Source organism: Pseudolysobacter antarcticus, assembly GCF_004168365.1.
Lineage (GTDB): Bacteria > Pseudomonadota > Gammaproteobacteria > Xanthomonadales > Rhodanobacteraceae > Pseudolysobacter > Pseudolysobacter antarcticus.
In genome coordinates this window covers 2,690,572-2,711,809 of sequence record NZ_CP035704.1, presented here as the reverse complement: position 1 = coordinate 2,711,809, position 21,238 = coordinate 2,690,572, and the positions used below count along the sequence as shown (strand labels likewise).

The following is a 21,238-nucleotide window of genomic DNA, read 5'->3' as shown; positions in this document are numbered from 1 at the left end:
TCAATCATTACTTCTCAATTAGAAAATTTGGGTAAACGATAGCAATGACTCCAGCAATCAATCACATCCACGCCCGTGAAATCCTCGATTCACGTGGCAATCCCACGCTCGAAGCCGAGATCACACTGAGCGACGGTTCGTTCGGGCGCGCGATGGTGCCGAGTGGCGCATCGACCGGTTCGCGCGAAGCGGTCGAGTTGCGCGATGGCGACAAGGCGCGGTATCTCGGCAAGGGCGTGCGTAACGCCGTGAGCAACGTCAATACGACGATTGCGTCGGCGCTGAAAAATTTTGATGCGGCTGATCAACGCGGCCTCGATGCAAAACTGATTGCGCTCGACGGCACGCCGAATAAATCCAAGCTCGGTGCGAATGCGTTGCTCGGTGTTTCGCTGGCGAATGCGCATGCGCTCGCGGCATCGAAAAAACTGCCGTTATGGAAACATCTCGCTGCTTCGCGTGCAGCGGTGTTGCCGGTGCCGATGATGAACATCATCAACGGCGGCGCGCATGCCGACAACAATGTCGATATCCAGGAATTCATGATACTGCCGGTCGGTCTGCCGAATTTCGCCGAAGCCTTGCGTGCGGGCGCGGAGATTTTTCACGCGCTGAAAAGCGTCTTGAAAGCACGTGGACTTTCCACGTCGGTTGGTGATGAAGGCGGCTTTGCGCCGAACCTGAAATCCAATGAAGAAGCGATCGAAACCATTCTCGAGGCCGTACACAAAACCGGCTACAAGATCGGTGAGGAAATTTATCTCGGTCTCGACGCCGCAAGCTCGGAATTCTACAAGGATGGTTTGTATCATCTTGATGGCGAAGGCCAGAAGCTTAGCTCGGCGCAGCTCACCGAATTTTTCGCCGGCTGGTGCGCGAAATATCCGATCATCACGCTCGAAGACGGCATGGCCGAAGGTGATTGGGACGGCTGGAAATTGCTGACCGAAAAACTAGGCCAGACCGTGCAGCTGGTCGGCGACGATCTGTTCGTCACCAACACCAAAATCCTGCAAGAAGGCATCGACAAACACATCGCCAACTCGATCCTGATCAAGGTCAACCAGATCGGAACCCTGACCGAAACGTTGGATGCGATTGCGATGGCTGATGCGGCCAAATATTCGGCGGTGATCTCGCATCGTTCTGGTGAAACCGAAGATACGACGATCGCGGATTTGTCGGTCGCAACCACGGCCACACAGATCAAGACCGGTTCGTTGTGCCGCAGTGATCGCGTTGCGAAATACAACCAGTTGCTGCGTATCGAAGAAGCGCTCGGCAGTGCGGCGTCCTATGCAGGCCGCAACGCGTTTGCGAACTTGCCAATGTTCCGCCGCGGATAATCACGAGTTCCGACGGTGCTGCGCTACGCTGCCCTGATTCTGCTGATCCTGTTGCTGGCTTTGCAGGTGCGGCTGTGGACCGGGCACGGCGGCATGCGCGAAGTGCAGCGTCTGCGCGAAGAAGTGGCCGAACAAACTCGGGAAAACGAGCGCCTCAAGCAACGCAACGAGGCGCTTTCGGCCGAGGTCAACGATCTGAAATCCGGCAAGCAGGCGGTCGAAGAACGCGCACGTTCGGAACTTGGCTTGATCAAACCCGGCGAGACTTTTTACCAAGTGGTCGCGCCGAATACGCCGGTACCGGAAAAAGCCGACAGCGATGGCAAGTGAAGTCGAAAAATCTCGGTCGATAGTTTGAATCATGAGCGCCGCGCCGCCGACTACGACTGCAAATTCTGCGCTGTGGTGCATCGTCCCAGCCGCCGGTCGCAGTGCACGTTTTGGCGGTGAAATCCCGAAACAATATTTGAGTCTGGCCGGCGAGTCGTTGCTGTTGCGCACGCTCGAACGTCTCGCGACGCATGCGCAAATCGCCGGTCTGGTTGTGGTGCTCGCGGCCGATGACAGACATTGGCCCGGCATCAATATTCTTCACGGCAAACCGGTGCTGACGGCGATTGGTGGTGGCGAGCGTGCCGATTCGGTTCTGGCCGGTTTGCTGGTATTGCCGACGGATGTCACAAGTGGACATTTTATACTTGTACACGATGCAGCACGGCCGTGTTTGCGGCATGACGATCTGTCGCGCTTGATCGCGCAAGCCGGAGCGGGCGACGGCGGATTACTCGCGTGTCCGGTGCGCGATACGCTGAAGCGCGCGACACCCGATCAGCACGTGATGCAGACTGAGTCGCGTGCTGCATTGTGGCGTGCATTGACGCCGCAGATGTTTCGTCGTGGCGCGTTGAGCGCGGCATTGCAAAAAGCCAGTACGGAACATATCGCCGTGACCGACGAAGCGATGGCGATGGAGCTGGTCGGCATACGACCGCTATTGGTCGAAGGCAGCGAAGACAATATCAAGGTGACTACGCCGGCCGATTTGAGGCTGGCGGAATTCCTGTTGCAACGAGCATGAAGCGTATTGCGAGCACGCCGTTCTGAGCGAAATCAGATTAGCGCAGAAAGACGTGCGCCATCAGCATCCACGCGCAACACACTGCCTTGTTCGTACCAGTCGCCGAGCACGATCCGGGTGGCGGCTTTGTCAGCGATTTTCAAGACATGCACAAACGGTCGATGCGTATGGCCGTGAATCAACCGATGTACGCCATGTTCGCGCAAGATCGCGTCGACGGCAGTCGCATTCACATCCATGATGTCGGGTTTTGCATTGGCGGTGTGCCGTTGACTTTCGGCGCGCGCGCGCGCGGCGAATTCGCGGCGCACTGCGAGCGGTTGTGCGAGAAAATTTCGCTGCCAGATTGGATTGCGCACTTGCTCGCGAAATTTCAGGTAAGCCTGATCGTCGGTGCACAAGGTATCACCGTGCATCAATAACGTTTTTTCGCAGTACAGATCGATCACAGCCGGATCGCTCAGCAGCTTTATTCCGGCACGGTCGGCATAACCTCTGCCCAGCAAAAAATCCCGATTGCCGTGCATGAAAAACACCGGCACACCGGCATCGCTGAGCGCGCGTAATGCGCCGCCGACCTGCGTCGCGAGTTCGGCATCATCGTCATCGCCAATCCAGCTCTCGAACAGATCGCCGAGGATATATAGCGCATCCGCATCACGCGCTTCACCGCCAAGAAAATTCTGGAACAGCGCGGTAATCTGCGGGCGGCTTGCATCCAGATGCAGGTCGGAAATAAACAGCGTGCTCATGGGTTTTATCCAGCAAAGAAAAACCGCCGATCTGCGTCATGCAAGATCGGCGGTTCGGGTTTCAGCGCAAACAGTAGACGGTTTATTTAACCAGTTCGGCTTTCTCGATCACGATCGGCGTGGTCGGCACATCGCTCGGCAACGGACCTTGCGGACCGGTCGGTGCGGCTGCCATCTTGTCGACGACATCCATGCCGGCGACGACTTTGCCGTACACGCAATAACCCCAATTGGTCTCGCTGACGTAATCGAGACGCTGGTTATCGACCAGGTTGACGAAAAATTGTGCGCTGGCCGAGTGCGGGTCACCAGTGCGCGCCATCGCGAGGGTGCCGCGCAGGTTCGACAGGCCGTTGTTGGCTTCGTTGTGGATCGGTGCACGTGTGCGCTTCTGCTGCAGATCCTTGCTGAAGCCGCCACCTTGCACCATGAAACTCGGAATCACGCGATGGAAAACCGTACCACTGTAGAAACCGTCCTTGACGTATTGCAGGAAATTCTCGACCGTTTTCGGCGCTTTATCCGGATACAGCTCGACGGTGACGTTACCCAGGCTTGTGGTGAATTTCACTTTCGGATTGCCAGTGCTCTTGCTGGCATCGGTCGGCTTGGTGGCATCGGCGGGTTTAACCGCAGGTTTTGCTGCTGCCTTGGCAGGCGCAGGTGCGGTAACTGGTTTGGCCGGCGCTGCAGCCTGATCGGCGGCGAAGGCTGGGCTGACGGCGAAAGCGAGGACTAACAAAAGCTGCTTGAGCATGCTGGACTCCATGCGGTATGAGGATAAGAACGGCCATGATAACTGCTCGCGCGCGGCGATAACACCGCTGGATGCGCAACGTCAGCGCGGTGTCGATCCTGCATTCAATTACTCTGCAACCATAAAATCGATAGCGCGCTATTTCATGCGCGTGCATTCATGCGACATCGCGCTCTTTGGCGCGTACCTGCAGCTTGAGATCCAGATGCTTGAGGTAATCGCGCTCCTGTTCCAGATCGGCGCGGCTGAGCGGATGCTGCTCCAGCCAGTCGTGCGGTAATTTCAGCGTCAGCTGCTTGTCGTCGACGCTCAGCTCGAGCGGCGGCAGCGCGTCGGCTGCGCGCGAACGGTTGAGCAATACCGCGAGTCGGATCAACGCGGTGATACGCATGCCTGATACGCGCAGACGTTCCGGCAGGGCTTGGAAAATCGCGGGGTCGGGCTTGCGTCGATGGCTGCGCACGATCGCGGCCAGCACTTGTTGTTCTTGTCGACTGAATCCGGGCAGATCGGAATTTTCGACGATGTAGGCGCCATGCACATGATATTGACTGTGCGCGATCGCCAGTCCGATTTCGTGGATGCGCGCGGACCACAACAACCAATCATGTTCGGCATGCGTGAACTGCCATTTGCCGGCTACTTCCTCATAAAGTGCGAGCGCGGTTTTCTCGATGCGTTCGGCCTGCGCTTTGTCCGTAGCGTAGCGCAACGCGAGCGCGGAAATACTGGTGGTACGCGGATCGCGATGTTGCGAGCGACCGATCATGTCGTACAAAAGGCCTTCGCGCATCGCGGTATCGCAGACCTGCATATGCTGCAGACCGAGCGCGTTGAAACTCGCTTCGAGGATCGACACGCCGCCAGCGATTACGCCGCGACGTTCGTCGCTGAGCCCGGACAGACGTAGATTATCGAGGCTGCCCGCGCTGAGCATGGTATCGACCAGCCGTTGCAATGCGCTGCGACTGATGCCGCTATCGCACCAGCCCGCTGCCTGCACGATGTTGCTGATCGCCTTGATCGTGCCCGATGAGCCGATCGTTTCGCTCCAGCCGTGACTACGGTAATCGGTGGAAAACTGCTGCAGCTCCACCGTGATTTCAGTCTGTGCCTGACGCCAGCGTTTCGGCGTGAGTTTGCCGTCAGCGAAAAAGCGCAAGGTGCTCGCGACACAACCCATCTGCAGGCTTTCTTTTTCGAGCGCGTCGAATCCTTGGCCGATGATGAACTCAGTACTGCCACCGCCGATATCGATCACCAGTCGCCGACCCGGCGCGTCCGGCAACGCGTGCGCCACGCCGAGATAAATCAGGCGCGCTTCTTCGCGGCCCGAAACAATTTCGATCGCGTGTCCGAGTGCGGCTTCGGCTGGGTCGAGAAATTCCTGCGGAAAACGCAGGCGACGCACGCTGTTGGTCGCGACCGCACGCACACGATGTTCGGGCAACGCGCTGAGACGCTGGCCGAATCGAGCCAGACAATCGAGCGCACGTTGCAGGCGTTCGGCATCCAGACTGCCATCGGCTTTCAAACCCGCGGCAAGACGCACGCTGTCGCGCAGTCGATCGATCACGCGCAATTGCCCGTGCTCATATCGCGCCACCACCATGTGGAAGCTGTTCGAACCCATGTCCACTGCGGCGATGAGTTCGCCGTTGCGGATTTCGCTGTGACTACCTTCGGGCACGCTCGGGTTTCCTGCGATCACTGACTACAGCGGCGGATTGTGACATGGCATCGAGTAAAGGAGCAGTGAGCAATCCGTCTTATCGCAATCCATTCGCATCACGCCAACGCGATTCGATGATCAACATTATGTTGGCGGAATTATTTGTACGTTACGGACTGCAAATTTTCGACAACAACGCCTGCTGCGATGAATGTGGCATGTCTTCGCCGGGCGACAGGCGCTCGTATTCGCCGCTCGCGTGCAGTGCCCACGCCTGGGTGTTGTCAGCAAGATGATTTTCCAATGCTTCGTCGTAAACGCGTTTCGCCAGTTGCGGATCGAGGATCGGAAAACAGGTTTCGATGCGACGCATGAGATTGCGTTCCATCCAGTCGGCGCTGGAGCAATAAATCTCCGGCGAGTTGTCGTTGGCAAACCAGTACACGCGGCTGTGTTCGAGAAAACGGCCGACGATCGAACGCACGCGGATGTTTTCCGAGATCCCCGGAATGCCCGGACGCAAGGTGCACGCGCCGCGAATGATCAGATCGATCTGCACACCTGCTACCGATGCCTTGTACAGCATCTCGATCACACCCGGCTCGTTCAATGCATTCATCTTGGCGATGATGCGCGCAGGTTTGCCGGCGCGCGCATGGGCCGACTCGCGCGCGATCTTGTCCATGATCCCCTTGTACAGGGTGAACGGCGATTGCAGGATGCATTTGAGCTTGATCACCGGCCCGAGCGCGGAGAGTTGCTGGAATAATTTATGCGCGTCTTCGCAGATATCGGGATGCGCAGTCATCAGGCCGAAATCAGTGTAGATGCGCGACGTGACCTGATGATAATTGCCGGTCGAAAGATGCACGTAACGATGCAGACGACCGTTTTCGCGGCGCACGATCAGCAATAATTTTGCGTGGGTCTTGTAGCCGACCACCCCGTAAACCACTTGCACGCCGGCTTCCTGCAGGCGATTGGCGAGCTTGATGTTGGCCTCTTCGTCGAAGCGCGCGCGCAGTTCGATGACGACGGTGACATCCTTGCCGGCGCGCGCGGCTTCGATCAGATAATCCACTAGCGGCGAATTGTTGCCAACGCGATACAGGGTCTGCTTGATCGCGAGTACATCGATATCCTGGCTTGCCTGCTTGACCAATTCGATCACCGCGTTGAACGATTCGTATGGATGATGCAGCAGAATATCGCCCATGCTGATCGAGTCGAACAAATTTCGATCGACATGCACGGCATGCGGCACGCTTTGCAGGAATTTTGGAAATTTCAGGTCGGGTCGATCGACCTGATCGTAGATCGCGACGATGCGATTGATATTGACCGGACCGGCGCAGCGATACACCTCGGCGTCGGACAGTTCAAAGTTTGCCATCAAGGTTTTCGCGAGCGATTTCGGACAGCTCTCGGCGATCTCCAGGCGCACTGGTTTGGCGAAACCGCGACCGAGCAATTCGTCACGCAAGGCGAGCGCGAGATTCTCGACTTCATCCTCGTCGACCACGAGTTCGCTGTTGCGCGTGACGCGAAATTGGTACGAACCCTTGACCTGCATGCCGGGAAACATTTCGTCAACGAATTCCTGCAGGATGCTCGACAGGAACACAAAATCGTACGGACCTTCGGCGACTTCAGTCGGCATGCGGATGATGCGCGGCAACGAGCGCGGCGCACGCACCAGAGCCATGTGGCCTTCGCGCCCGAACGCATCCTTACCCTTGAGGATGACCGCCAGATTCAGACTTTTGTTGAGGATGCGTGGAAACGGATGCGCCGGATCGAGTCCGAGCGGCGACAACACGGGCAGGATTTCATCGCGAAAATAGCCTTGCAGCCAGCGCCGCTGTTTGGCCGTCCATTGTTCGCGCATGACGAAGCGAATGCCTTCGCGTTCGAGTTCCGGCAGCAGCATGTCTTTCCAGCAATCGTACTGCACGCGCACGAGTTCCAGCGTGCGCGTGCGGATGCGATTGAGCACCTCGGCAGGACTTAGCCCATCGGCGCCGGCGACTGCGTCACCGAAGATAAAATGCTGGCGCAGAATGGCGACCCGCACTTCGAAAAATTCATCGAGATTGCTGTTTGAAATACACAGGTAACGCAGCCGTTCGAGCAGCGGCACACCCGGATCCTGCGCCTGCGCGAGCACGCGAAAATTGAATTCGAGCTGCGCCAGTTCGCGGTTGATGTACAGGCTGGGATCCTTGAGATCGCGTTCGAGTTCGGGGGCGCGGTTCATGCAAATTCCTGTGGAGTTATTGCGCCAGATGCAGCGCGGTCAGCTGTGTCGTGCGCTGCTCGGCGGACAACGCCAGAAAGCCTTCGCGCGTCGCGATACCCTGGCCGGGAGCGGACAGGATGAAGCGGAAAAATGACGCAAGCAAGACGGACGGCGCAGTTTCGGGCTTCATGTTGAAATACAGGTACAACGAACGGCTGAGTGGATAGGTGCCACTTTCGATCGTTTGGTTATTCGGACTGACCGCGGTCGTGTGCGTCGCCGTGCTCAAGGCCAAAGGTTTGACTAGCGCGTTGAGATAACCGATGCCCGAATAACCGATCGCATTCGTGTGCTGTGCGACCGCGGCGACCACCGCACCCGAGCCGGGCAACTGCACGATGTCGGCGCGATAATCGGCACCGCACAACGTGGCTTCGCTGAAGTATGCCGACGTGCCGGAAACGCCATTGCGACCGATGCGCAGCAGGCGTTGCGCGGCGAAGTTGCTATCGACCACATCGAGATCGTTCCAGTGTTCGATGCGGCGTTGTTCGGGGTCTTGCGCTGATGACGAACACGCGCCAGCTTCGCCGAAGATCGCCGCGATATCGAGCAGGCGCAGCGATTGCAGCGGATTGTCCGGATGCACAAACACCACGATCGCATCCTGCGCCACCGAAATACGCGTCGGCGCATAACCGTAACGCTGCTCGAAACGTTGCAGCTCATCGGCATGCATCTCGCGACTCATCGCACCGAAGCTCGCCGCGCCGGCGGTAAGCGCGATCGGCGCACTGGACGATCCCGGTGTTTGCACCTGCACGATCACGCCGGGATGGAGTTGCTGAAATGCCTCGGCCCAGCGTGTCATGAGATTGCCGAGCGTATCCGAACCAACGCTGGTCAGCGTACCGCTCAGCGCGGCTTCTGCCGGTGCCGCGAAGCCGTGCTTGCAACTCAGTAACAAGCTGAGCAATAGCAGCAGTTGACGGCTCATGCTTCCTCGGTGAGCGATTGCGGCGCGAGCAGATGTTCGCGATCAAACATGCACATGAACGTGCTGCCGACACCGACTTCGCTCTGGATTTCGAGCCGCGCATGGTGCAGGTTCAGCACATGCTTGACGATCGAAAGTCCGAGTCCAGTGCCACCGGTTTCGCGCGATCGACTGGTGGATACGCGATAAAAACGTTCAGTAATGCGTGGAATATGATGCGGCGGAATACCTTGCCCGGTATCGCTCACGGCGAAGCGTCCGCCGTGTTCTTCATCGCTCCAGCGAATCGCGATGCGTCCGCCGGTGGGTGTGTAGCGCACGGCGTTGGTGATGAGGTTCGAGAACGCGCTGTGCAGCTCCTTGGCTGAGCCTTTCAAATCGTGCTCGCTGCCGATGTCGAGCGTGATGCAATGTTTGCCCTGACTCAGGCCTTCGGCTTCGCGCTTGAGCGTGAGCAACAAAGAATGCATCACGACACGTTCTTCTGGCAGGCTCTCCTGCGCTTCGAGACGCGACAGCGTGAGCAGGTCTTCGACGATCTGGGTCATGCGCCGCGACTGCGTGCGCAGTTCGCGCAGGATCGAATCCCACTCGGGCATTTGCTCGGGCTCGAGCATATCCAGATAACCATGCACGACGGTCAGCGGTGTGCGCAATTCGTGCGAAACGTTGGCGACAAAATCGCGGCGCACTTGCTCCAGTCGCATCACGTTGCTGATGTCGCGCGCGACCAGCAGCGATTGCTCGCTGCCGTACGGAATCATGCGCAGGCTCAGGCGAATCGCATCGTTGGGCGGCGAGGGCACGTCGGCCAGTGGATCGATAGCCGTGCCGTCGGCGAGCCATTCGGCGACTCGCGGCGCACGCACCAGGTTGCTGAAATACCCGCCGATATCCTGCGGGTATTTGAGTCCGAGCAAACGCGTGGAGGCTTCGTTGAACCAGAGAATGCGCTGCGCATTGTCGAGCACGACGGTGGCATCGGGCAGCGCCGTGGCGGCATCGCGAAATGCACGCAACAAGCCGATCAGGCGACGCTTGCGCAGGAACTCCGAGCGCTGGCGGCGCGATAGCAGGTCATGCAATTCGCCCCAGATGCCCCAGCCTTCCGCTGGCGGGATACGATGTTGCAGACGTAGCGAGGTTTCCAGCCCGTGCAGTTTCCATAACGTCACAGCGAGATAACCCGCGAACAACATCAGCAGACATGAGGCCAGCGCATTCAGCCACCAGCCGAGTGCGACCGCCGCCGCAATCAGGCCGAGCAAGCGCCACAAACTGAATTGCCACGCGCGACTAAGTGCCATGACAAATCGTCACTTCGAGCAATGGCATGGCGCTATGGCAGCAGAACGTTTTCGGCATGCAGCAATGATGCGCCACGGCCTTGTCCGTGTCTGCGCTCAAAGACTGGTGGAAAAACGATAACCGGCGCCGCGCACGGTCTGCACCAGGCCATCGCTATGGAACGGTTCGAGGGTTTTGCGCAGGCGGCGGATATGCACATCGACGGTGCGTTCCTCGACGTAGACGCTGCCGCCCCAGACGTGATCGAGCAACTGACTGCGCGAATACACGCGCTCGGCGTGGGTCATGAAAAAATGCAGCAAGCGATATTCGGTCGGACCGATCTGCACGGTCTGGCCGTTCGCAAAAACCCGGTGCGCGGCGCTATCGATGGTGATACCGCCGAGCTCGATCACGCCATCGGCTTCATCGCCATGCGTGCGGCGCATTACCGCCTTGATCCGCGCCAGCAACTCGCGCGTGGAAAATGGCTTGACGACGTAGTCATCGACACCGGCATCCAGCCCACTGACACGATCGGTTTCTTCGCCGCGCGCGGTAAGCATGATGATCGGCACTTCGCGCGTGAGATCTTCCTTGCGCAGCCTCCGCGCGAGATCGATGCCACTCATGCCGGGCAGCATCCAGTCGAGCAGGATCAAATCGGGTACGCGTTCCATGATGGCGTTTTGTGCGGTGCGCGCGTCCAGCGCATGCGTCGAGTCCATGCCCGCTTTACGCAGGGCGAAGGCGACCATTTCGCCGATGGCGGGTTCGTCTTCGACGATCAGAATATGTTTTTGCACAAGCTCACCATGACGTTGGTTAATAGCTGCTATGCGACAGATTGCCGCGTTGCATGACATGCCCGTTGCACCGATTGCTGGTCACGGCGGACTTATCCTCGACGATCAGGAATTGTCTTCGCACAAGCTCACCATGATGTTAGTTAATAACTGCTATGCAACAGGCTGCCGCGTTTTGTGACATGCCTATTGCAGCGGTTAATTGTTACGCTCGGATGACAGTGGGGTGCAAGCGTTGGCGCCGATGCAGAACGTGGTCGAGGATTTGTGTGAGCTCGCGGTATTCGAATCGCGTTCTGTCGCATCGTTGTCACGTCCCAGTCCGGCACGCAATCCTTGCCGTTTGGCGTCCTGCGCATCCGGCTTGATGTGCTTGCGGCGCAGCTCCAAAACATACGGCGTGAGTTCGGTGATACGCGCCTCGATGCGTGCGCGCTGGTAATAATCGAGATCGGCGCGACTAGTCAGGGCCTTGAGCTGGTTCAATGCATCCTCGACATGTCCGCTGTACAAGGCGGCCTCGGCATATGCCTGACCGGCGCGAATCTTGTCGCCAGCGAGCTCGCAGGCACGCGCAAAGTTGGTCTGCATGCTTGGATCGTCGCTTTCGTCCAGCAGTAACGGACGCAGTAATTCCTGGGTCTTGTGCGCGCTGTCGGCATCCGCTTGCTGCAGCAGAGCGTCGCTGTGCATCAATGCTAGCGCGCGGTTACGTGGGTAATTGGTTTCGAGTTCGGCATAACGTTTCAGCGCTGCATCGCGCCTGCCGAACGAGAACTCGCTCTGCGCAATACCGATCTGGAATACCAGTTGATCGGATTGTGCGGCTCCGAGTTTCTGCATCTGCACCAGCGCTTTTTCCGGTTGATGCGCGTACAACAATGCCAAAGCATAACCGTAGCGATTGGCGGTAGTGTCGAAGCTGGGATTGTCGCGCAGATTGTCGCTGTAATAGCCGAGAATCGCATTCGGATTGATCGCGGTCAGCACGCGTACGCGTTCGCGCATCAGCTCATAGTAGCGTTGTGAAACCTCGCGGTCATGCGGCAGATCGACATGCGTGGCGGCGCCATAAGCAAGCGGATTCTTGCCGGCTTGCCCGGGTTGCAGCAATAGCCATGAGGACGATGGCGCGGTATGCCCGGCAGTGCTTTCCAACAGAGGGGTGCGATTCGCGACTTCTTTGCTCAAAGCCTCGGCGCGCGATTTGGCGTCGCTGATGCGTGATGTGGATACTGGATGGGTGCGCAAGAATTCCGGCACCTCGCCATCGTCGCTGGGACGCAACGCCTGCTGCATGCGCTGGAAAAATCCGGCCATCGCATTCGGATCAAAGTTGGCGCGCGCCAGAGTTTGTATGCCCATGCGATCGGCTTCAGTTTCATCGTGACGGGTGAAGTTGATCTGGCGCTGCTGCATTGCGGCCATGCCACTGACGATGGCGGCGGTTCCGGCGTCGCCGCTGCCGCCGCGCGTGGCGATCAACGCGCCAAGCATTGCCAACGCAATCGGTAGCGATGCTTTTTGCGCATCTTCGAATGCACGCGCCAGATGGTTTTGCGTGATATGGCCGATTTCGTGGGCCATCACCGCGGCGAGTTCGCTTTCGGTGGTCGTGGTGACGAACAGGCCGGTATAGACGGCGATATATCCACCAGGCGCAGCAAACGCGTTGATGATGTCGTCGCGTGCCAGAAAAAAAGTGAACGCCTGGTCGGGTTTGTCGCTGTGAGCTACAAGGCGGTAGCCGAGAGCATTGATGTACGCGACTAGTAACGGATCATCGAGCACCATGTCCAGTGAACGCATTTCGTGCAGCATTGACGCGCCGTACTGGTGTGCTTCTTCCGGCGATAAAAGTTCGCCGGCGGAGCTGCCGATATTCGGCAGATTCACGTCTGCCGCGCGGACATGGCCGATCCCGGTCAGCACGCTGCAGGCAAAAAATATGAGTGCAGGGAAAAGAGTTTTAACGCGCATGCAAAGCCTAGATTCAAGTTCGCTTTGGATAACCTTAACGCAGCGCAAGTTCCGCAGCTACTGGTAATTCCAGCGCGCGCCACCACGCTGGGTTTTGCTGTCGTTCGACCTCATCAAGCAAGACGTGAAGCGAAAATCTGCGAGGTCCTGCAAGCCGCGCCATTTTTAGCAGATAATGTCTGAATCGCGTCCCACAATCGCAGCAGAGAACGCCATGACCAGAGCACTTGTTTACAGCACCGCGATTTGCCCGTATTGCGTTGCTGCCAAGAACTTCCTCAAGCAGAAGGGCATCGATTACGACGATGTTCGCATCGATACCGACTCCGCGCGTCGCGAAGAAATGCTCACTCGCACGCAGCGTCGTACCGTGCCGCAGATCTTCATCAACGATCAGCACATCGGCGGCTACGACGATCTCATTGCGTTTGATCGCAGTGGTGGTTTGGCCGAGTTGCTGGCAGGAGCAAATTCGTGAGTGATCGGATCAGGCAGTTCACGGATTTTCGCCAGCGACTGAACACGCGAATTCTGGAGCAGGATAATCAGGTTGTACGGCGTTTTTTCGCGCTGGATACGCAAACCTACAAAGATGGCGCGTTATCACTCAAGACCAAGGAAATGCTCGGTCTGGTGGCATCGCTGGTATTGCGTTGCGACGATTGCGTTTCTTATCACGTAGCGCAGTGCGCCGAGGCAGGCGTGAGTCGCGACGAGTTTTTTGACGTGTTCAGCGTGGGGCTGGTGGTCGGTGGTTCGATCGTGATTCCGCATCTGCGCCGCGCGGTGGATTTTCTCGACGAAATCGAGCGCGAAGGTCACACTTATTCGGTGGATGAAGACGACATCGATGTCAGTATCGGAGTCGGAGAGTAGTGGCCGCGCGGTTTTGCTGTTGGCGGATTATGCGCCACCAGCTGTGTATCGAATAACGATCAGGGCGTCAGTCGAATCAGGCGTATGCGCCCGTGATCCGGCATCACGCCCTCAAGCCGGCCGATCGCCACAGCATTGAACTGTGCCAAGGTGATGCCGTTGTTACCTTGCAAAGTACAATTTTGCGGCGGCGCGCTCGGGCGTTGCGTGTCGCGCCAGCAGTTCAGCGAATTGTCGCTATTGCTGTCGCTCAGACGAAAATTCTGCTCGCTTTGCGTTTGCAGTTGATCGAAGTGCAGGCGCTGGGTTGCCTTGAGTGGGTCGTCAGGAACCAAAATCCAGTCACCTTGCCAGACGTGCCCGTCTGGGGGATCTGCAAACGCCATACGCGAGAGGGTGAGCGCACGCAGCTCCAGCGCGTTCGAGTCGTCAGCACTACTACGAGTGAACCACGCCACAGCACGGCCGCTGGATTGAAACTCAAGATCAAGGTTCAGCGCGGCCGCCGCACGTGGTGCTTCCGTTTTCTCACCAAACAGGCTGCTACCACCTTGCACTCGCAGCATCGGAATATGCGCAATGCTGCTCTCAAGCAGGCCCGTGCCGAGGTACCAGACGGGCTCACCGTTGCTCTCATAGCTGAGCGCAGAAACAGTCAGGGTGCGGCCCTGCAGTTCGATCACCAGCCCCGTGCCAGGGGAAACATTCGAGTTACCTTCCGGTTGAGCCCACCAGTAACCCGATTCCGGAGTCGCCACCGCATCTGCGGAGGTCGTATCCACCAAACCGAAGGCATACAAGCGCAGTGGGGCATGCGCGCCTTGGGCGGCATAGATGCTGACGTGATAGCTGCCGGCCGGCATGAGCGTAACGCCACTGGCAGCAGCAGGTGCTGCGTTGAATGTGAACGGTACGGGCGTCTGGGCACAAAGAGTTTTTTTGTTGCGTACATCGATCCGCACATCGTTGCCATCAACATTGATGCGTTCGATTTCGGGGGCGCACGCATTTGGCCACATGCCCGAAACACCGAGCGTCCAAGGTAGTACGAGATCGCTACTCGATGGAGGTACCAGACGAATGTCCGTTGCGCTTTCACTGGCGGCATTCGAGAAGCCGAAAAAGCACAGCGCAACGATGCCCAGCAAGGCGCACCAGCGTGCGGGCGATTTCGCCCATGACGACAATGATTTGGCGGATTGCAGGCCCCTGCCGATATTTTCTTGTTCGCGCAACATGCATCTACGATAATGCACAGCTTGGTATGACGCCACCTCTCTTTTTAACCTTTGCAGAGATTTTCACATTATGAGCAAGACAATTGCCGTGATTCGCGGTGACGGTATCGGCCCGGAAATCACCAATGCGAGTCTGCGCGTGCTCGATGCGATGGAATGCGGGCTGCACTACGATTTTGTCGATGCCGGTCTTTCAGCGCAAGAAAAACACGGCGAGCTTTTGCCTGCAGCGACCATCGATGCGATCACCAAGCATCGCGTCGCGCTCAAGGGGCCATTGACCACGCCGATCGGCGGCGGGTTTTCGTCGCTGAACGTCGAACTGCGCAAGCGTTTTGATCTGTACGCCAATGTGCGCCCGGCGATTACTTTCCCGGGCACCAAGGCGCGTTACGATGGCATCGACATTATTACCGTGCGCGAAAATACCGAAGGGGCATACGGTGCGGAAGGTCAGACCCTGTCTGCGGATGGCGAAGTAGCGCTGTCGCAGATTCGTGTAACCCATCGCGGCAGCGAACGTATTGTGCGTTATGCGTTCGAACTCGCGCGCCGCAGCGGTCGCAGGAAAGTCACTGTTGTGCACAAGGCCAACATCATGAAGACCACGTCAGGGCTGTTTCTGAAGGTCGCGCGTGAAGTGGCGCAGGAGTATCCGGAAATCGTCTGCAACGAAATGATTGTCGATAATACCTGCATGCAACTGGTGATGAACCCGATGCAGTTCGATGTGATCGTCACAACCAATCTGTTCGGCGACATCATTTCCGATCTGTGTGCTGGCTTGGTTGGTGGGCTCGGACTTGCGCCGGGCGCGAATATTGGTAGCGAGGCCGCCATATTCGAAGCGGTGCATGGCTCCGCGCCGGATATCGCTGGCAAGGGCATCGCCAATCCGTGCGCGTTATTGCTGGGCGCCTGCCAGATGCTCGGTCATCTCGGTATGGAGGATCAGGCAGCACGGCTGCGCAATGCCATCCGCGATGTGTTGAGCAGAAAAGACCGCGTAACCCCCGATCTCGGCGGAAATGGCAGTACCGATTTGTTTGCTGACGCACTGATTGAAAGCCTTCGCGGTCACGGCAGCAAGGCGGCTTGATTCAACTCCTTCAGCTTGGCAATGTTTGATCGAGGCGGCAATCGCGCGCTGTTTGTTTTATCGGAGTCAGGACGTAGTTTTGGCAGACGGATCCTGATCCGCACTCGTATTCGTGAATCTGCCTTGATTCGAGCGGAAATTGCCCAGCACAGCTGAGCCTTTGCCGGGATGGATCGCCGATTTTAGTCCTGCCTGCACGTAGTCGATCGCGTTGCGGGCCGCCAGCTCCGCAGAATGACCGAGCGCGAGCCCTGCGGCGAGGGCGGAGGCCAACGTGCAGCCCGTGCCATGCCCTTCGATTTGCAGTCGCGGATGGCGAAAACACAGGCTATGGTTTGCGTCTACGTACCAATCCTCCACCTCGGTTCCGGCCATGTGCGCGCCCTTCAGCAATACCGCAGCGCAGCCCAAGCCACGCAACTCCTGCGCTGCTGCCAGCATGTCGGCTTGAGAATGTAGCCGTCTGTCGAGCAGGCATTCGGCTTCCAGGATGTTTGGCGTAATGATGCTCGTCAGCGGCAGTAGCTCGTTCCGCAGTAAATCGACGCCTGCTTGGCCAAGCAGCCGATCACCTGAGGTCGCAATCATCACTGGATCGAGTATGACGTGGGCGAAATGATGTTCGCGCAAACAGTCGATAACCACACGTACGCATTCGACGTTGCCGAGCATGCCAAGCTTTATCGCGGTCACCGGAGTATCAGCTAGCACGGCACGTAGCTGGGCGACGATTTGGTGCGCGGGCAAAGTAAAAACAGCCTCGACGCGGCTTGTGTTTTGAGCGGTGACGGCGGTCACAACGCTGACTCCATGCACTCCGAAAGCCGCAAAGGTCTTTAAATCGGCTTGCAATCCAGCGCCGCCGCTGGAGTCGGATCCGGCGATGCTTAGAACCACGGGGATAGGGGAATTCATGCCAATCACTTTGTTGTATAAATGCAACGATGGGAATCCGGCAAAGATAGCCGGAATTGCCCGCAATGTTTGAGCAGTACCAAGTTGGATAAGGATTTCAGCGTTAGGCAAGACGCATAAAAATTTTCTGTGGCGCGCTTGACACGCTGTTGTTTTTTTGCAATCATCAATCCATCATTACATAGCACGGAATCGCGAGCAGGGCGATGCAGGGCAAATTCAGGGCAGAGCGAAAGTTAGCGGGAGCAGTCAGTTTTGGCCTGACGCTCTCGCTTTCCTTGTCTGCGGCAGCAAATGATTCACTATCTGCAGCGTCTCTTATTGCTGATTCGGGCAGTCTCGCCTCGATCACCGCCACGCCTTCCGATGCTTCATCAGTAATTTCGCGCTGGCGCGATTATGCACTTTCCGGCGTCACCCCTGATTTCTCTTGGGCAGATCACGCCGAGATCAAGTCTCAACCTCCGAGTGTGCTGGATAATCTAGCCTCCACATCAGCAGTGTCTTCTTCGACGGTCGTATGGCTCGACGATGCCACTCGCACCGATCTGAGAATTGGTCTGTCCGGCGACAACTTGCCTGAGAATCATGCATTTGCCTCAAGCAGTGTGCGCGGCACTTTGCTTCCCGAAAGTGCCGGTAGCGGCCATCGTGACCTGATTTCACCAACCTTGGAACAACGCTGGGGCAGTCAAGGCATTTGGGGTGTGTCAGGAATTCTTGCCTATCAGCGCCATACCGGATTTGGTTTCGGCATTTACGAGATGCGCAACGAAAACGCGTATGGCAGTAATGCGGCGGCCTACGGGACGGGTCTGGGTTTTGGTGTCGCTAATGCGCTGAATGATTCCTTGCGCTGGTCCGCAGGTTTTCGCTCGAAGATAGCCGTGGACGATTACAATCGCTCGATGGGCGTGTATGCGCAACCGGGCGTTTATGATATTCCCGGTAGCTATCGATTGGGTTTGGCGTATACGGTGAGTCCGAGTCAGACTCTGGACTTGCGTGCCGAACGTATCCAGTACAGCGCTACGACGCCTTTTGTTGGTTTTGCGCCGCCGAGTCGTGTGGGTGCTGGTGGTGATGGCACTGCCAATTCAATCTACGCCCAACGTGACTTGTCTGTATTCAGCCTTGGCTGGACTTGGCACGGCGCTGAATATGGCGATTGGCAGTTGCGTTACAGCACTCGTGAGCAGCCTTTGCCTGCTTCGGATGCCTTGTACCAGGCTTTGAAATATCGTCTGTCCAATTACAGTCTTGCTTTGAGCTTTGGTAAAACGCTCGGCAAGTATTCTGAGTTGCGATTGGCTGCCAGTTACGCACCCACGGAATACATTTTTGGCGCGATGAATGGTTTTTCGTCGCGTAGTGGTGGCAACCAGACCGAGCTCGAAGCTTTGTATCTGGTGCACTTCTGACCTCAGTGGTATACAGCCGAGCAAACTGACGGAACCGTGAGGTTCCGTTTTTTATGGTGGGTTCAACGCCATGCCGATACGCGTAAGTTTGAATCACTGCTCCCGGATAAGATGAATCATCCGCGAGCAGTGCCTACAGCGTAGCTATCAGAGCACTTCCGATGCGAAGTCGGCCAGACGCGAGCGTTCGCCACGCCGCAAGGTGACATGCGCACTGTGTTGCCAGACCTTGAAACGATCCACGGCATAGGTCAGTCCTGACGTGGTTTCAGTCAGATATGGCGTATCGATTTGCTCGACGTTGCCAAGGCAAATCATCTTGGTGCCCGGCCCGGCGCGGGTCAGTAGAGTTTTCATTTGCTTCGGCGTGAGGTTTTGCGCCTCGTCGATGATCACATACCGATTCAGGAATGTTCGTCCGCGCATGAAATTCAGCGAGCGGATCTTGATGCGTGACGCGAGCAAATCGTTGGTCGCCGCACGGCCCCAGGCACCGCCCTCAGTAGGTGTGGCTAGTACTTCGAGATTGTCAGTCAGTGCACCCATCCACGGCGTCATTTTTTCTTCCTCGGTGCCGGGCAGGAAGCCGATATCGTCGCCGACAGAAACGGTCGCGCGGGTCATGATGATCTCGCGATAGCGCTGCTGATCCATGGTCTGCGCCAGGCCTGCCGCCAGCGCGAGCAGGGTCTTGCCGGTGCCGGCAGTGCCGAGTAGGGTGACAAAATCCACCTCCGGATCCATCAACGCATTCATCGCAAAGTTCTGCTCGCGATTGCGCGCGCCCACACCCCAGACCGTATGCGATCCTTTCGAATAATCTTCGACAATCTGCAGTGTCGCCACACCGCCACGTAATTTTGCAACACGCAATTCCAGCTGGTTTTCACCTGGCATATATAGGAATTGGTGCGGATGCCAATCTTCGTCTTCGCGCACTTTCAGTTCATAGAATGCATGGCCGCGTTCCGACCACGAGCGCACCTCTTCGTGGCGCGACCAGAAATCCTCGGGTAACTCGTTATGCCCGGCATAGAGCAGGTTGAAATCATCCAGCGCGCGATCGTTTTCGTAATCTTCTGCGGGGATTCCGTAGATCGAGGCCTTGATGCGCAGATTGATGTCTTTGGAAACAAGAACGACTGGCGATTTCGCATTTTGCTCGCGCAGACTCAGCACGCTGGCCAGAATCTGGTTATCGGGTAGACCAACCTTCTTGCCGTGAATCGCAGGCGCCTCGGCAGTGCGGGTCTGGAAATATAGCTTGCCAATCTGGTCTGCTCGTTTGAGTTGCAGACCTTGCGGCATGATCAGGTCAATGCCCTGGTTGATGCCATCGGCGCCGCCGTGCACGATCAGCTCATTCAGAAAGCGACTGACTTGGCGTGCATTACGTGAGACTTCGGATGCCCCTTTCTTGGCCGCATCGAGTTCTTCGAGTACGGTCATCGGAATAAATACATCGTGTTCCTCGAAACGGAACAATGCGGTCGGATCGTGCATGAGCACATTCGTGTCGAGTACGTAAATGCGTTTTCCACGTGTCATGCGCTGCTCACTCTGCGGTTGCGGGAAAAATCGAAATGCATTTTACAAGCTAGTTCGGAGCTGCTCGTAAAACGTGTTGGCAACTCATGTGCGTGGGCTATCCAGCATGTCGAGCACGGCCTGAGCATGCCCGCTTACTTTGACGTTACGCCATTCGTGATTGAATTTTCCGCTGGGATCAATCAGGAACGTGCTACGCACGATGCCCAGATAGTGCCGACCGTACAATTGTTTTTCGTGAATCACATCGAAGGCGCGACACCAGGTTTCGTCGCTATCGGAAATCAGCGTGAAGGGCAGTGAAAATTTTGCCGTGAAATTGGCATGTGCCTTGATTGAATCGCGCGATACACCTAACACAACCGCATTGCGATCGGCGAACGCGGCATGCAGGCTCGCAAAGTCTTGTGCTTCACGCGTGCAGCCGGTGGTATTGTCTTTCGGATAAAAATAGACGACGACAAATTTGCCATGCAGATCGTGTAGCCGAATCACGACGTCGGTAGCGGTGGCGCCCGTGAGGTTAGGAATCTTGTCGCCGATTTTCAGCATCGTTCCGGACAATCTCTAGAGTCGAAGCATCAGAATTTCATCGGATCCATGATGGCATCGAGATTGAGCCCATCGCAGAATTCAAGAAAGTCGTCGCGCAATGCGGCGATATGCGTGGTGGAAGGTATACCGATGGTGATTTGCGCCGAAAACATGTCTGCGCCGGTCTGCATCGCGCGATAACGAGTGGATTGCAGCTGCTCGATCGTGATGCCGTGATGCAGAAAAAATTCGGCAATCTGGTAAAGAATTCCCGCTTTGTCCGCAGCGATCACCTCGACTACATACGGCAACAGATTGGTCTGCAGCTGCTTCTGGCTAGTGCGGAAATACAGCAGGCGCAATTGTTCTTCACGTTCGTAGCGCGCGAGTGCAGATTCGAGCTTGGCGATCGCATCCCACGAGCCGATGGCGAGTACGAGCACGGAAACGTCGCGCCCAAGCGTCGCCACGCGCGCCTCGACGACATTGCAACCGCAATCGGCAATCCGTTTGCTCAGGGTCACCAGTGGCGAATGGCTTTGCGCGGCAAACGCGTTGATCAATAGATGATTTTCGTTTGCGGTGGGACGTGGCGCGGTGGTGTCGGTCAAAACGGCCTTCCTGCGAGTTACTGGATATGTAGAGGGAAAAGGCGGCGCCTTCATGCAACTCACGACCAGAATACTTGCCATG

The 21,238-nt window shown here is 57.2% G+C and carries 20 protein-coding genes; 7 read left to right on the top strand and 13 right to left on the bottom strand.

Going from position 1 to position 21,238, the window contains the following annotated elements; translation table 11 throughout:
- Window positions 1-44 precede the first annotated feature (44 nt).
- Genes eno through ispD form a run of 3 tightly spaced genes read left to right on the top strand, consistent with a single transcriptional unit; the run spans window position 45 to window position 2,424 of the window.
- Window positions 45-1,346, top strand: coding sequence for a phosphopyruvate hydratase (eno, locus tag ELE36_RS11580; protein WP_129833448.1), 1,302 nt, complete (start codon window positions 45-47; stop codon window positions 1,344-1,346).
- 15 nt (window positions 1,347-1,361) lie between these two features.
- Window positions 1,362-1,676 (top strand): cell division protein FtsB, encoded by a 315-nt coding sequence (ftsB, locus tag ELE36_RS11575; RefSeq protein ID WP_129833446.1) that lies wholly within the window; start codon window positions 1,362-1,364, stop codon window positions 1,674-1,676.
- Window positions 1,677-1,707: 31 nt separating this feature from the next.
- Window positions 1,708-2,424 (top strand): 2-C-methyl-D-erythritol 4-phosphate cytidylyltransferase, encoded by a 717-nt coding sequence (ispD, locus tag ELE36_RS11570; protein WP_129833444.1) that lies wholly within the window; start codon window positions 1,708-1,710, stop codon window positions 2,422-2,424.
- Window positions 2,425-2,456: 32 nt separating this feature from the next.
- On the opposite strand, the gene lpxH is transcribed toward ispD, so the two are convergent.
- The 8 genes from lpxH to ELE36_RS11530 all read right to left on the bottom strand — a co-directional run bounded on the left by lpxH (window position 2,457) and on the right by ELE36_RS11530 (window position 12,962).
- Window positions 2,457-3,176: a UDP-2,3-diacylglucosamine diphosphatase gene (lpxH, locus tag ELE36_RS11565; RefSeq protein ID WP_129833442.1), complete on the bottom strand. Its 720-nt coding sequence runs from the start codon at window positions 3,174-3,176 to the stop codon at window positions 2,457-2,459.
- Window positions 3,177-3,258: 82 nt separating this feature from the next.
- Window positions 3,259-3,933, bottom strand: coding sequence for a peptidylprolyl isomerase (locus ELE36_RS11560; protein ID WP_129833440.1), 675 nt, complete (start codon window positions 3,931-3,933; stop codon window positions 3,259-3,261).
- Between the two features lie 157 nt (window positions 3,934-4,090).
- A complete protein-coding gene (gene ppx / locus ELE36_RS11555) occupies window positions 4,091-5,623 on the bottom strand; it encodes an exopolyphosphatase (protein WP_277987048.1) in 1,533 nt (510 codons plus the stop codon).
- A 151-nt stretch (window positions 5,624-5,774) separates the two neighbouring features.
- Window positions 5,775-7,862 (bottom strand): polyphosphate kinase 1, encoded by a 2,088-nt coding sequence (gene ppk1 / locus ELE36_RS11550; RefSeq protein ID WP_129833438.1) that lies wholly within the window; start codon window positions 7,860-7,862, stop codon window positions 5,775-5,777.
- A 16-nt stretch (window positions 7,863-7,878) separates the two neighbouring features.
- Window positions 7,879-8,841: a PstS family phosphate ABC transporter substrate-binding protein gene (locus tag ELE36_RS11545; RefSeq protein ID WP_129833436.1), complete on the bottom strand. Its 963-nt coding sequence runs from the start codon at window positions 8,839-8,841 to the stop codon at window positions 7,879-7,881.
- Window positions 8,838-10,148: a phosphate regulon sensor histidine kinase PhoR gene (gene phoR, locus ELE36_RS11540; RefSeq protein WP_129833434.1), complete on the bottom strand. Its 1,311-nt coding sequence runs from the start codon at window positions 10,146-10,148 to the stop codon at window positions 8,838-8,840. Before phoR ends, ELE36_RS11545 begins: the two co-directional genes overlap by 4 nt.
- Window positions 10,149-10,244: 96 nt before the next feature.
- Window positions 10,245-10,934, bottom strand: coding sequence for a phosphate regulon transcriptional regulator PhoB (phoB, locus tag ELE36_RS11535; protein ID WP_129833432.1), 690 nt, complete (start codon window positions 10,932-10,934; stop codon window positions 10,245-10,247).
- Window positions 10,935-11,132: 198 nt separating this feature from the next.
- Window positions 11,133-12,962 (bottom strand): M48 family metalloprotease, encoded by a 1,830-nt coding sequence (locus ELE36_RS11530; protein WP_129833430.1) that lies wholly within the window; start codon window positions 12,960-12,962, stop codon window positions 11,133-11,135.
- Window positions 12,963-13,128: 166 nt separating this feature from the next.
- Between ELE36_RS11530 and grxC the strand changes: the two genes are divergently transcribed.
- Complete coding sequence (grxC, locus tag ELE36_RS11525; RefSeq protein ID WP_129833428.1) at window positions 13,129-13,392, top strand: glutaredoxin 3; 264 nt, start codon at window positions 13,129-13,131, stop codon at window positions 13,390-13,392.
- Window positions 13,389-13,790, top strand: coding sequence for a carboxymuconolactone decarboxylase family protein (locus ELE36_RS11520; protein ID WP_129833426.1), 402 nt, complete (start codon window positions 13,389-13,391; stop codon window positions 13,788-13,790). The genes grxC and ELE36_RS11520 overlap by 4 nt, the downstream gene beginning before the upstream one ends.
- A gap of 59 nt (window positions 13,791-13,849) precedes the next feature.
- On the opposite strand, the gene ELE36_RS11515 is transcribed toward ELE36_RS11520, so the two are convergent.
- Window positions 13,850-15,064 carry a hypothetical protein gene (locus ELE36_RS11515; protein ID WP_129833424.1) on the bottom strand — a complete coding sequence of 405 codons (1,215 nt, stop codon included), beginning with the start codon at window positions 15,062-15,064 and terminating at the stop codon, window positions 13,850-13,852.
- Between the two features lie 34 nt (window positions 15,065-15,098).
- Between ELE36_RS11515 and ELE36_RS11510 the strand changes: the two genes are divergently transcribed.
- Complete coding sequence (locus ELE36_RS11510; protein WP_129833422.1) at window positions 15,099-16,127, top strand: isocitrate dehydrogenase; 1,029 nt, start codon at window positions 15,099-15,101, stop codon at window positions 16,125-16,127.
- Window positions 16,128-16,193: 66 nt separating this feature from the next.
- On the opposite strand, the gene thiD is transcribed toward ELE36_RS11510, so the two are convergent.
- The gene (thiD, locus tag ELE36_RS11505; protein ID WP_242512252.1) at window positions 16,194-17,153 is read right to left on the bottom strand and encodes a bifunctional hydroxymethylpyrimidine kinase/phosphomethylpyrimidine kinase; all 960 of its coding nucleotides are present in this window, start codon (window positions 17,151-17,153) and stop codon (window positions 16,194-16,196) included.
- A gap of 95 nt (window positions 17,154-17,248) precedes the next feature.
- On the opposite strand from thiD, the gene ELE36_RS11500 reads away from it, so the two are divergent.
- Window positions 17,249-18,463, top strand: a complete 1,215-nt coding sequence (locus ELE36_RS11500; RefSeq protein WP_129833420.1) for a hypothetical protein — start codon at window positions 17,249-17,251, stop codon at window positions 18,461-18,463.
- Window positions 18,464-18,610: 147 nt separating this feature from the next.
- Here the strand turns inward: ELE36_RS11500 and ELE36_RS11495 are convergent, their stop codons facing one another.
- From ELE36_RS11495 to ELE36_RS11485, 3 genes are all read right to left on the bottom strand, one after another.
- Complete coding sequence (locus ELE36_RS11495; RefSeq protein ID WP_129833418.1) at window positions 18,611-20,011, bottom strand: PhoH family protein; 1,401 nt, start codon at window positions 20,009-20,011, stop codon at window positions 18,611-18,613.
- A gap of 84 nt (window positions 20,012-20,095) precedes the next feature.
- Complete coding sequence (locus ELE36_RS11490) at window positions 20,096-20,563, bottom strand: peroxiredoxin (RefSeq protein WP_129833416.1); 468 nt, start codon at window positions 20,561-20,563, stop codon at window positions 20,096-20,098.
- Window positions 20,564-20,592: 29 nt separating this feature from the next.
- A complete protein-coding gene (locus tag ELE36_RS11485) occupies window positions 20,593-21,210 on the bottom strand; it encodes a glycine cleavage system transcriptional repressor (RefSeq protein WP_129836834.1) in 618 nt (205 codons plus the stop codon).
- Window positions 21,211-21,238: the final 28 nt, after the last annotated feature.

What these genes read in the sequence shown, in the direction of transcription:
- eno (WP_129833448.1), top strand. Translation starts at nt 45, where the DNA reads ATGACTCCAGCAATCAATCACATCCACGCCCGTGAAATCCTCGATTCA.
- ispD (WP_129833444.1), top strand. Translation starts at nt 1,708, where the DNA reads ATGAGCGCCGCGCCGCCGACTACGACTGCAAATTCTGCGCTGTGGTGC.
- lpxH (WP_129833442.1), bottom strand. Translation starts at nt 3,176, where the DNA reads ATGAGCACGCTGTTTATTTCCGACCTGCATCTGGATGCAAGCCGCCCG.
- ELE36_RS11560 (WP_129833440.1), bottom strand. Translation starts at nt 3,933, where the DNA reads ATGCTCAAGCAGCTTTTGTTAGTCCTCGCTTTCGCCGTCAGCCCAGCC.
- ppk1 (WP_129833438.1), bottom strand. Translation starts at nt 7,862, where the DNA reads ATGAACCGCGCCCCCGAACTCGAACGCGATCTCAAGGATCCCAGCCTG.
- ELE36_RS11545 (WP_129833436.1), bottom strand. Translation starts at nt 8,841, where the DNA reads ATGAGCCGTCAACTGCTGCTATTGCTCAGCTTGTTACTGAGTTGCAAG.
- phoR (WP_129833434.1), bottom strand. Translation starts at nt 10,148, where the DNA reads ATGGCACTTAGTCGCGCGTGGCAATTCAGTTTGTGGCGCTTGCTCGGC.
- grxC (WP_129833428.1), top strand. Translation starts at nt 13,129, where the DNA reads ATGACCAGAGCACTTGTTTACAGCACCGCGATTTGCCCGTATTGCGTT.
- ELE36_RS11510 (WP_129833422.1), top strand. Translation starts at nt 15,099, where the DNA reads ATGAGCAAGACAATTGCCGTGATTCGCGGTGACGGTATCGGCCCGGAA.
- ELE36_RS11500 (WP_129833420.1), top strand. Translation starts at nt 17,249, where the DNA reads ATGCAGGGCAAATTCAGGGCAGAGCGAAAGTTAGCGGGAGCAGTCAGT.
- ELE36_RS11495 (WP_129833418.1), bottom strand. Translation starts at nt 20,011, where the DNA reads ATGACACGTGGAAAACGCATTTACGTACTCGACACGAATGTGCTCATG.
- ELE36_RS11490 (WP_129833416.1), bottom strand. Translation starts at nt 20,563, where the DNA reads ATGCTGAAAATCGGCGACAAGATTCCTAACCTCACGGGCGCCACCGCT.
- ELE36_RS11485 (WP_129836834.1), bottom strand. Translation starts at nt 21,210, where the DNA reads ATGAAGGCGCCGCCTTTTCCCTCTACATATCCAGTAACTCGCAGGAAG.